This is a genomic window from Shewanella sp. NIFS-20-20 (assembly GCF_019209865.1).
Classification (GTDB): Bacteria; Pseudomonadota; Gammaproteobacteria; order Enterobacterales; family Shewanellaceae; genus Shewanella.
This window is the reverse complement of the sequence record NZ_JAHUTT010000086.1, coordinates 1-10923: the sequence shown is the minus strand read 5'-3', so window position 1 is coordinate 10923 and position 10923 is coordinate 1. Positions and strand designations below refer to the sequence as shown.

The following is a 10923-nucleotide window of genomic DNA, read 5'->3' as shown; positions in this document are numbered from 1 at the left end:
TTGGTTATATTGCTTCCAGTTGCTGATTTTGTACTTTGCCTTACCCATCATCGTCACCCATCTCAAAGTTCTAATGATCTGATCGTGGTTCTGATGATTAGTTCAATGATTTAGGAAACAACGCCTTTTGAAGCAACAAATTCGACTAATGCATCATCAAGGGTAACAACGGGCATTACTTGGGCTATAGCCGTGGTTTCTCGGTGCTCATACAGCTTTGTTTCTCTGATGGGGATTTTATGCCCCTTCGCTTGCGCAGTGCTGGCTGAATTGTTGTTATCAAACTCAGCTCGTTTCTCGTTTATCACTTCATCGACGTAACGAATAAAGTCATTGATACGGGTTTTATGGTCTATTGAATTAATGATTCGTTTCAGTGTGCCAGCAACATCGATATTTTGAATAACCGCTTCTGCTCTGTCGCAAGTCAACAAAGAAACTTTAATATCAAAAGGAAAGCCTTTATCACGGAGTGACTTGGCTAAACAGATACGTGTGAAATACACGTTATTGGGGGCTCGATAAAGGTACATTGTCTGAGTCAATCCTCTTGGAAAGCCTCTCTAACGCCAAAAACAAAAAAAGCCGTTGATAATCAACGGCTTTTTTCGTATTTAATATGGCGGAGAGATAGGGATTTGAACCCTAGGACGGGATAAACCGCCGCCGGTTTTCAAGACCGGTGCATTCGACCACTCTGCCATCTCTCCAGTGCTGCGAATATTACGAGTTTCCATCGGGGCTGTAAAGTCAAAAATAGCCCACCGCGGTGCGAATGCTCCAATAATCAACAATCTGCTCGATTTGACAGCGAACTAGCCCCAGGCAATGCAATTGCACCAGATTTCTTGTCGTAACAACAATCTGTGCCGCCAAATATTGTGACTCTATGATAATATCAGTGCATGACAGTTAAGATGAACCGATATGAATCCAACACATGTGCTTACGACTAATCTTGAACCCCATTTCCACTGGGCATTATCTGACAAAACTTCCCCTTCAGATCTTTTGCTGGGACAAGCCCGATTAGTCGCCAGCTTTAACTTAGCCCTGCAAATTACCAATCAATCTCTCTTTGTTGCCGATTATGCGGGCATGGACAGAGCCGCTGTCTTTCATGCACTTTGTCATCCGCAAAAACTCGATTATTCCTATTTACAAGGTAACATTCGACGAGCCGCCCTGTTTGGCAAAAACAGCAATCAGACGGGATTATTGAGCTCTGGTGGCGTGATATTTATTTGCGTCGACAGTTTACTGCGCTACGAAAATTTATGGCACGGTTTACTGCAAGTATTACTCGACGAGCAGGTGCACTATAACGACGGTAGTGTGGCGGCGCTCAACTGTCAGTTGGTCTTAATTGGTAGTAGCCAAGTGTATTCGGAGCTGACTTATCATGAGGCTAAATTCACCCAAGTGTTTCCATTATTAGCCGAATGCAATGCCGAGCTCGATCTTAATCAAGATAACGCTGCCGACTATTGCCGCTTATTGCAAGTATTAGCAGCTCGACAAAAATTACGCTTGCAAGCATCAGCGCTGGCTCCGTTGCTTAAATACGCCTCGCGCCAATGTGAGCACCAAGATCGTCTTAGCCTCAATATGATCGCATTAGCGCAGCTAATGACGCAAGCGAGTGTGTTGAGTGATACCACTGAGCTCGATAACACGGCAATGATGACGGCATTAGACCAATTTCATTGGCGCCATAATAGTTCTGAGCAATTTTCTGCTCAAAATTTCGATGATGCCTTCATCGTGCTCGAAACCGCTGGTGAAGTTATTGGTCAGATTAACGGTTTGACAGTGATCGACAGCCCAGACTTTAGTTATGGCGAGCCGGCTAGGATCACTGCATCGGTACATTATGGTGACGGTGAAGTTGCCGATATAGAACGCAAATCCGAGCTGGGCGGTAATATTCATGCCAAAGGGATGATGATCCTATCGGCGTGTCTCTATCGTGTGTTCGGTCGCGATGCCCCTTTGCATCTCAATGCCAATATTGTCTTTGAACAGTCGTACCAAGAAATTGATGGGGACAGTGCCTCATTAGCCGAATATTGTGCCTTAATGTCGGCCATCGCTGAGCGCCCTATTTTACAAGGTATTGCCGTTACCGGGGCCCTCGACCAAATGGGCAATGTTCAGGCGATTGGTGGGGTGAATGAAAAAATTGAAGGATTCTTCAACCTCTGTGTCCGTCGTCAACTCACCGGCCAGCAAGGGGTGATTATTCCTAAGGCCAATGTCTGCCAGCTTAATTTAAAGCCCGAGGTTATTCAGGCCATTAATGACCAACAATTCCATTTGTACCAGGTTGATCATATTGACCAAGCGGTTGAATTATTAATGTCTTTGCCGGCAGGGGTTGCCGATGATGATAATAATTTTGCTGACGACACCCTCTATGGCCTAGTGCAGCAGCGTTTAGATAGAATGGCAGGCCATGATGATGCACCGCTGACATGGCTTGAAAAGTTCAAGATATTGTTTAGCCGCCGTGGCGAATGATCTGATCGGAGTTGTTTGGCGTACACGTGTTAGCTAATCTGGGCGCAACAAATAAAGGAGCACCCATTTAAATGACTAAAGCTAGCAGTTACAGCAAAGAACAACTTATCGCCTGTGGTTATGGTGACATCTTTGGCCCAAATGCCCCGCGCCTACCGATAAATAATATGTTGATGATTGATAGGGTCATCAACATCAATGAAGATGGTGGTGAATTTGGCAAAGGCGAGTTAATTGCTGAACTCGATATCACCCCAGATCTGTGGTTTTTTGGTTGTCACTTTAATGGCGATCCTGTTATGCCTGGCTGCTTAGGCCTCGATGCCATGTGGCAGTTAGTGGGATTCTTTCTCGCATGGGAAGGCGCCGAGGGCAAAGGTAGAGCACTGGGAGTCGGTGAAGTTAAATTTACAGGCCAAGTGTTACCTACGGCCAAAAAAGTTACCTACAAGCTCACGATTAAGCGTAAGGTGTATCGCAAGCTGATTATGGGTATCGCTGATGCCACCATGGAAGTCGATGGTCGCGAAATATACTCAGCGAAAGATCTTAAAGTGGGTGTCTTTAGCGATACATCTCAATTCTAGTCATCCCATGCGATGACACCTTGTGCCATAAAAAGGCCCTCTGAAAAGAGGGCTGGTTTAGCTTACTTCACAAGTAGACCATTTTGCCTATCTTCAATCCCTTCCCGCCAGCCACCAAGCCATTGGGACTTTGAATCAAGATTCGCGTAAGGACAGTTTTCTTTTGAACGTCCACCAATTCCGGCTTGAAAACCTTTTGAAAAAGCTCTGTCCAATCGATCTCGTTTTTGTCTTTTCATGTAAGCGTCCTCTAATCCATTTACAGACGAAGCAAGCGCTTCTCTTGTAGAAATAGATGGTTTTTCGCACAAGATCAATCAAAAAATTCGAGTATTTTAGCCACCAATTATTAACGTATTGAGATCCTTGCTTAAAAAAATCGACGCATTCGCGTCGATTTTTATACCCCTCGTAATTCAAAGTGACAAAGACTGACGGGTTAGGCTTTTGCGACGTAACCATAATAATGGGGTCAGAGCTAATGCCCACCACATTGAGGCGCCTTTTCGCTCGTAAGGTGCATTGGCATCGTCATCATCAATGGCGGTACAAGCCGTTGCCCCAGTGGCAGGAGTCAACACGACCGAGCGTGGTAAGTACGAGGTCAATGGCTGGCCAAAACCATTCAATTCAAAGAGCGGCAACCCATTTTCACCTAAGATAAGCTCGCCATCAGCGTCAAATTTATAGCGCGGTTTACGCACAAATACGGTGCCAACAATCGTACCATCGTCACTAATACTAACCGCATCGACCAAGGTGAAGTCTGCGTTATAGCTCAGCTCAGTGCCGGTGCCGTCTTTGACAATAATTGACTGACGCTTCCATTCGCCGTTTGCATCTTTCTCATAGCCTTTAGACTCACATGTCAGCTGGTTATTGAGATTCACAAACTCGCCTTTGCCCTCATTGGCTTTCATATCAAAATAAAAGGCTTCTTTCGGACGTGGTAGCTCTTTGTCGTACGAAGTTTCGATATAACCGACCACTTGGCCATGTGTGTTAATGCTTTTAGGCTTACTGGATAAATCAGAAGTCGATGTGCCAAAATCATTAGGGATCACAATCGGCGTATCAGGAGTCGTGGTATCGTAATAAAAGAACTTATCACGCACATAACCCGACAAATAACTTTTAAAACTACCGACCAAAATACCACTGTCATTGATATCAAACGCTATCGAGTTTAAAACGTCATCATCGCGCACCGGTACCCATTTATACTGATATTTGCCGTGAGCATCTTTCTCCCAATAGGCGGCATCATTGCGGAGGTTATCGGTATCGCCGTAACGATAAACATTGGAGCGCCCCACCACAGTACCCGCAGCATTGACGCCTAACCCTTGAGAAGTAAAGACGAAGTCAGAGCCGGTGGGGTCTAAGCCAAACGGCAGCTCTTCGCTTGTTTCAACGGCGGTGTTATCTGCATTCAATTGCCAAACATAAGCGCGCATCTGATACTGAATGTTACGCACGCCATTGAGATCGGGGAACTGTTCGCGCTGAACACAGATATCCAAAGGCAAGGTATTATTGGTACTTAAACAAACATCGACCCGCTCGGTACCAAATTTACTCAGAGCGGTGCTGGCATAACCCACCACTAAGCCCGACTCATTGATTTCGGCGCCAATAGAGCGGCCACCGAGACTGACCACATCGTCATCCTTCACATACTGAGTATAGGGCGGCAGCAGTTCGACTTGAGTGCCGTCAGTGTTGACGGCCACACCACGTTCTTCATAGTCACGGTAGTACCAGAACTTCTGTTCAGTATCTGTGCCTACGTAATCCATAGTTTTTTGTGGCGCGGACATACTGCCAACTTTTACCCCGGCATTATTTAGCGCAAACAGTGACACATCGACCGAATTATTGGGTGAGGGTGAGTTAGCTGCATTGGCAGAGGTATCGCCATCATCCGCACGCGAAGTTTGGCCATTGATCTTCAGAAACTCTGGTGCCCACGGCGTCGGTGTCGCATTTTGTTCAGCAAAAAAACTAAAGTTGTTGGCTAAAATCGGTTCGAAAATCGAGTAACGGATCTGCTCTGCTGGGGCAATACCATCTTCTTCGTCGATAATGCCGCCGTCTTCGATGTCATCATCACTGAGCTTTTTCCGCCCTTGTGATAGTCCGATCATCTCCATGTTGGCATTGACCCCAGTGCCATAACCATTACGAGTACCAGGCAAAGTACCATCGACATCAGGATAACCGCTAGGGTTATACTCATCGGTTTTCTCAATGATATTTTGAATTTCGTATACAGGTGCCGCATAAACACTCGTCATTGAGCTTAATACAGCAATAGCAACCCCAGATAATGCGACTTCCAACTTCAACTTCATGTTTTTATTATCCTGTCGTTAATGTGGCTCTACTTCATTGACTCCAGCGCTTCCCAACGCTCAAAGTAAATTTCCAGTTGTTGTTCTTGTTCACTCAGCCGCGAAAGCGTGTCGTTGACGACCTCTTGGCTCTGATTATAAAAATTGGCATCGCTTACCAGCAATTGTAACTGTTCAATATCAGTTTCAAGCGTTTCCATGAGTTTGGGCAATTCATCCAGCTCACGTTGCAGCTTGTATGATAACTTTTTAGCTGGCGCTTGCACTTTCGCTGGTGCAACAGCGGCTTGTTTGGTTTCGATTGTCTTTTCAGGGTTTAGTTCCGCAACCTTGCTATCTACGGCCTCACCTTCACGATAAAAGCTTGCCCCCTGCTCAACCGCATCTTGATAGCCACCAACAAACTCGGCCCAACGGCCATTACCGGCGTACCACCAGCTGCTGGTGACAGTATTATCAATAAAAGCTCTATCGTGACTCACAATCAATAACGTACCTTGATAATCAGTCAACATCGACTCTAATAATTCCAGAGTTTCAATATCCAGATCATTGGTAGGTTCGTCAAGTACGATTAAATTTGCTGGACGCAATAATAACCGAGCCAGTAATAATCGGTTTTTTTCACCACCAGACAAGGCTTTCACCGGAGTGCGAGCGCGCATCGGCGAAAACAAGAAGTCTTGTAGATAGCTAAGAATATGCCGGTCTTTTCCATTAATGGTGACGGTTTGCTTACCTTCACCCACGTTTTCTTCGACCGTCTTTTCAGGATCTAGCGCCTCGCGATACTGATCAAAATAAGCCACCTGCAATTTAGTGCCACATTTTAACTCACCAGATTGCGGGGCTAATTGCGCCAGCAGCAACTTGATCAGCGTCGACTTACCGCAACCATTAGGTCCAATCAAGGCAATTCGGTCGCCACGCATGACTGTGGTACTAAAGTTATTGACCAGGTTTTTATCTGGCAGGTTGTAACACAGGGATTTGACGTCAAAGACTAGCTTACCGCTGCGCTCATTATCAGCCACGGCCATATTGACCCCACCTTGACGATTAATGCGCTCTAGCCGCTCCATTCGCAGCGCTTTTAAGGCACGAACTCGACCTTCATTACGGGTGCGACGCGCTTTAACCCCTTGGCGGATCCACACTTCTTCTTCAGCCAATTTTTTATCGAAATTAGCATTATGCTCAGACTCAACCCGTAACCATTCCGCTTTACCGTCCAAGTAGGCTTGATAGTTGCCCGGCCAAGACGTTACGACCCCTCTATCTAAATCGACAATTCGAGTGGCCATACGCGAAATAAAGCCGCGGTCGTGAGAAATAAACACAATCGCGCCTTTAAAGCTCAACAAAAATTGCTCTAACCATTCAATGGTGTCGATATCTAAGTGGTTAGTCGGTTCGTCTAGCAGTAATAAGTCAGGCTCACTCACTAACGCTCGAGCGAGAGCGACTTTGCGCTGCCAACCACCAGATAACTCAGATAGCGGTGTATCGGCACTGATACCTAATCGCTTACAGTGGCTATCAATACGACTATCAAGCTGCCAGCCATTGAGATGATCTAATTGCCCTTGAAGACGCTCCATCTGCTTGAGCATTTTTTCCATTTCATCAGGATCGGCAGAACCAATGCGGTGAGAAATATCATGATACTGCTCCAGTACCTTGCCCACTTCTTCTAACCCGTCGGCGATATAGCTATACACAGATCCTTGTTCTTGTTTTGGCGGATCTTGTTGTAAACGGCTGACCTTGACATTATTGGCAATATTGAATTCACCATCATCAAGCAATAAATCGCCACTGAGCACCTTCAATAACGTCGATTTACCTGCGCCATTACGCCCCACGATACAGACGCGTTCGCCGGGCTCAATTGTAAATTCAGCGTCTTTGAGTAAAGGGGTGTATCCGTAGGCCAAGGAGCCTCTATTAATTCGAACCAGACTCACACTATTCTCCTACAAAGGCGACCACAGCCGCCAAATCAAATGGCCAACATAGTTCTTGTTCACTATCTTGACGAGCCAACACTGGAATACTGATGCCATAACGCTCGGCTAATGCTTCATCATCACAGATGTCCTGATGAATAAAGGGTAACTGAGCACTGGCTAACATCGCTGCCGCTTGTTCGCACAAGTGGCAGCCATCAGTGTGGTAAAGAATCAACTCAGGCATGAGTAATTAACCAAACATTGTGGATCTGTGGATTACGTTTGTAGTCCATTGGCAATAACACATCGTCCATATTTTTAGCCACTAATCCCAGTTTGGTTAACGTGTCTACATCTAACTTAAACTTGCGCTTATTATTAGAGAATATGATTTCACCACCTGGGCGCAGCAGTTTTTTGAGATCAGCAAGAACATTAATATGATCACGCTGTACATCCCATGAGTCTTCCATACGCTTGGAGTTAGAGAAGGTCGGCGGATCGATAAAGATCAAATCAAAACTAAGCTGACAATCTTTGACCCATTGCAGGCAGTCGGCTTGTTCAAAGTGATATTGACGGCCGATTAAGCCATTCAAGACAAAGTTGTCTTTTGCCCAATTTAAATAGGTATTTGACATATCAACCGTCGTCACCGATTGAGCGCCGCCCTTACCGGCATGAACCGACGCTGAGCCTGTATAAGAAAACAGGTTCAATACATCGCGACCCTGAGACTTTTGTCCCACCAAGCGGCGTGTCAATCGATGATCAAGGAACAATCCGGTATCTAAATAATCTGTCAGATTCAGTTTGAACTGACACCCATATTCGGTCGTGATCAGCTCCAGTTTGTCTTTATTTAACTTTTGATACTGACTCACGCCTTTTTGGCGTTCACGCGTCTTAATAATAATTTTATCCGTGTCGACTCCAGCCGCTTGCGGCAGCGCCAGCAACATATCAGTCATACGACGCTTGGTGATGTTTTCAGGAATATTGGCTGGCGCGCTATATTCTTGCACCACCACATAGTCGAGATAGCGATCGATAGCGACATTGTATTCCGGAATATCAGCATCATAGATACGGTAACTGTCGATGCCTTCTTTCTTCGCCCACTTTTCTAACGCCTTAAGATTTTTCTTAAGACGGTTGGCAAAAGGTTGAGCCACCGCACTAATATCAATACCTTCTGCGCTCGGCAATTCGCGGCGCGTGCTGGTTGCATGCAAGGTATACAGATTAAATACGCACTCCAAGGCACCGTTAAACATCTTCATTTGTTTATCGGCTTTGAGCTTCATTGACGATACCAATTCAATATCGCTACACAACATGGCCACTTTCCAGCCACCAAAGTCACGCTTAAATTTATCGCCCAGCTGATAATAAAGCTGCAATAACCCCGACATATTGCCTAAACGCTCACCGTAAGGCGGGTTAGTGACCACATAGCCAGTTGGCGCGGATGGCATCACAGTCAACGCATCGGCGCGGTTAAATTCTATCAGGTGTGATACACCGGCATGTTCAGCATTTCGTTTAGCTAACGCCACCACATGGCCATCGATATCTGAGCCGCGAAATTGAATGTTACACGCGGTTAAGCCCGCCGCAGCACGTTGCTCAGCATCATCTTTGACCAACTGCCACGCGGCAGGCTTATGTGGACGCCAATGTTCAAAACCAAAACGCGTGCGATTAATCGCCGGGGCAACATCCGCCGCCATTAACGCCGCTTCAATTAACACGGTGCCACTACCACAGAAAGGATCCATCAAGGTTTGTTGATCTTGTGCCCAACCGCTGCGATACAACATATGAACCGCTAAGTTTTCTTTTAACGGCGCATCGCCGGTGCGATCACGGTAACCGCGTTGATGCATCGCCGGGCCAGAGAAGTTCAAACCTATGGTGATTTGATTATTACGGTAATGGGCATCAAGGCGAATATCCGCATCGGTGCGGCTAACGTCTGGACGGCGATCACAATCCTCGCGGAAACGATCGACCACTGCATCTTTAATTTTTAAGGCACCAAACTGGGTGTTATTGATAAAACCACCGGTACCATGAAAATCGATACTAAACGTACGGCGATAATCAAAGTGACTAGGCCAATCGATACAATAGGCAGCATCATAGAGTTGTTGCGCTGTCTCACAAGGACCTTTATATATGATCAAGACTAAGCGACTGGCCAAACGACTCCACATCACGATTTGATAGGCTTGTTCAATGGAAGCAGAGAAATAACAACCCGCCACACTCTCTCTGACTTCTACAGCACCTAATGAAGTTAATTCGCCCGCTAAGGCATACTCAAAGCCCTTCGGGGCTGCGGCAAAAAATGAATACATGAAATACGCTACGACGCTACCAAAATAATCGCGCATTATACATGGTCATGGCTATAAATGATAAACCTTGCTGCATCTATAGCAGCTTTTTATTCTTTACCAGCCAATTCTGACGGGTTTAACCTGCTCGAGCACAAAGGCTGCCTCCAAAAAGCGTTCAACAATGGCATCAAATACAATATTTGCTGAATATACCAACAAAGTGCTTACCGAGTAAGCAGATGACACTTATTTGTGGAATAGTCCTTGCATTAGCGTGATGGCATCGCTATAGTTCGCCTCGTTCTGAAGCAGCAGCAAAACAAACCGAGATAATCGAGAGTTGAGTCAAGCTTTGAAACAGACAAAAACAGTCGCGGGATGGAGCAGCATGGTAGCTCGTCGGGCTCATAACCCGAAGGTCGTTGGTTCAAATCCAGCTCCCGCAACCAATTTGTCAACATGTACATTAGATTGAAAATATCGGACGCGGGATGGAGCAGCATGGTAGCTCGTCGGGCTCATAACCCGAAGGTCGTTGGTTCAAATCCAGCTCCCGCAACCAATTCATCAACATGTACATTAGATTGAAAATATCGGACGCGGGATGGAGCAGCATGGTAGCTCGTCGGGCTCATAACCCGAAGGTCGTTGGTTCAAATCCAGCTCCCGCAACCAACCTCTAATTGAGGAAGTAAACCTGCATTTGCAGGTTTTTTTATGCCTAAATTTCAGGATGGAGCAACATAGCAGCTCGTCGGGCTCAACTCTTATTAACTGCAGGCGAAGGTCGTAGGTTCAAATCCTGCTCCCGCAACCAACCTCTAATTGAGGAAGTAAGCCTGCATTTGCAGGTTTTTTTGTGCCTAAAATTCAGGATTGAGCAGCATGGTAGCTCGTCGGGCTCAACTCTCGACAAAAGAATCGAAGGTCGTCGCTTTTATTCAAATCCTACTCCCGCAACCAACCTCTAAATGAGGAAGTAAGCCTGCATTTGCAGGTTTTTTTGTGCCTAAAATTCAGGATTGAGCAGCATGGTAGCCAGGGTGAGATCGCGAACAAATTTTAGCCAATCAAATGGGCAAAGCTTTTCAATTTGATGGCGTTGTGATCTTATACTCTCTTTTGCTGAGACCCTATCATGAGCCTTCTTTCCCTTACCAAGCAC

At 45.9% G+C, this 10923-nt stretch carries 8 protein-coding genes and 5 tRNA genes; 6 read left to right on the top strand and 7 right to left on the bottom strand.

The features are described from left to right. Positions 1-110: 110 nt before the first annotated feature. Positions 111-506, bottom strand: a complete 396-nt coding sequence (locus KU855_RS17865) for a hypothetical protein (RefSeq protein ID WP_218532417.1) — start codon at positions 504-506, stop codon at positions 111-113. Positions 507-620: 114 nt separating this feature from the next. Then, positions 621-710: transfer RNA gene (locus tag KU855_RS17860), tRNA-Ser, on the bottom strand. Positions 711-927: 217 nt separating this feature from the next. Here KU855_RS17860 and KU855_RS17855 point away from each other — a divergent pair. Both KU855_RS17855 and fabA read left to right on the top strand, forming a co-directional pair. Further along, complete coding sequence (locus KU855_RS17855; protein WP_218532415.1) at positions 928-2520, top strand: S16 family serine protease; 1593 nt, start codon at positions 928-930, stop codon at positions 2518-2520. A 71-nt stretch (positions 2521-2591) separates the two neighbouring features. Continuing rightward, on the top strand, positions 2592-3107 hold the full coding sequence (gene fabA / locus KU855_RS17850; RefSeq protein ID WP_218532412.1) for a bifunctional 3-hydroxydecanoyl-ACP dehydratase/trans-2-decenoyl-ACP isomerase: 516 nt from the start codon (positions 2592-2594) through the stop codon (positions 3105-3107). Positions 3108-3169: 62 nt separating this feature from the next. Here the strand turns inward: fabA and rmf are convergent, their stop codons facing one another. From rmf to rlmKL, 5 genes are all read right to left on the bottom strand, one after another. After that, positions 3170-3346 carry a ribosome modulation factor gene (rmf, locus tag KU855_RS17845; RefSeq protein WP_218532410.1) on the bottom strand — a complete coding sequence of 59 codons (177 nt, stop codon included), beginning with the start codon at positions 3344-3346 and terminating at the stop codon, positions 3170-3172. A gap of 177 nt (positions 3347-3523) precedes the next feature. Further along, the gene (locus KU855_RS17840; RefSeq protein WP_218532408.1) at positions 3524-5461 is read right to left on the bottom strand and encodes a DUF3466 family protein; all 1938 of its coding nucleotides are present in this window, start codon (positions 5459-5461) and stop codon (positions 3524-3526) included. Between the two features lie 29 nt (positions 5462-5490). Further along, complete coding sequence (locus KU855_RS17835) at positions 5491-7428, bottom strand: ABC transporter ATP-binding protein (protein WP_218532406.1); 1938 nt, start codon at positions 7426-7428, stop codon at positions 5491-5493. Between the two features lies 1 nt (position 7429). Next, positions 7430-7657 (bottom strand): glutaredoxin family protein, encoded by a 228-nt coding sequence (locus KU855_RS17830; protein ID WP_218532405.1) that lies wholly within the window; start codon positions 7655-7657, stop codon positions 7430-7432. Further along, entirely contained in the window at positions 7650-9776 is a 2127-nt protein-coding gene (gene rlmKL / locus KU855_RS17825; protein ID WP_218532425.1) for a bifunctional 23S rRNA (guanine(2069)-N(7))-methyltransferase RlmK/23S rRNA (guanine(2445)-N(2))-methyltransferase RlmL, read from the bottom strand. Before rlmKL ends, KU855_RS17830 begins: the two co-directional genes overlap by 8 nt. 354 nt (positions 9777-10130) lie before the next feature. Between rlmKL and KU855_RS17820 the strand changes: the two genes are divergently transcribed. From KU855_RS17820 to KU855_RS17805, 4 genes are all read left to right on the top strand, one after another. Then, positions 10131-10207 (top strand) — tRNA-Met (locus tag KU855_RS17820). Positions 10208-10243: 36 nt separating this feature from the next. Beyond that, positions 10244-10320: transfer RNA gene (locus KU855_RS17815), tRNA-Met, on the top strand. Positions 10321-10356: 36 nt separating this feature from the next. Then, positions 10357-10433: transfer RNA gene (locus KU855_RS17810), tRNA-Met, on the top strand. A gap of 52 nt (positions 10434-10485) precedes the next feature. Further along, positions 10486-10575 (top strand) — tRNA-OTHER (locus tag KU855_RS17805). The last annotated feature ends 348 nt before the right edge of the window (positions 10576-10923 follow it).

What these genes read in the sequence shown, in the direction of transcription:
- KU855_RS17855 (WP_218532415.1), top strand. Translation starts at nt 928, where the DNA reads ATGAATCCAACACATGTGCTTACGACTAATCTTGAACCCCATTTCCAC.
- fabA (WP_218532412.1), top strand. Translation starts at nt 2,592, where the DNA reads ATGACTAAAGCTAGCAGTTACAGCAAAGAACAACTTATCGCCTGTGGT.
- rmf (WP_218532410.1), bottom strand. Translation starts at nt 3,346, where the DNA reads ATGAAAAGACAAAAACGAGATCGATTGGACAGAGCTTTTTCAAAAGGT.
- KU855_RS17840 (WP_218532408.1), bottom strand. Translation starts at nt 5,461, where the DNA reads ATGAAGTTGAAGTTGGAAGTCGCATTATCTGGGGTTGCTATTGCTGTA.
- KU855_RS17830 (WP_218532405.1), bottom strand. Translation starts at nt 7,657, where the DNA reads ATGCCTGAGTTGATTCTTTACCACACTGATGGCTGCCACTTGTGCGAA.
- rlmKL (WP_218532425.1), bottom strand. Translation starts at nt 9,776, where the DNA reads ATGTATTCATTTTTTGCCGCAGCCCCGAAGGGCTTTGAGTATGCCTTA.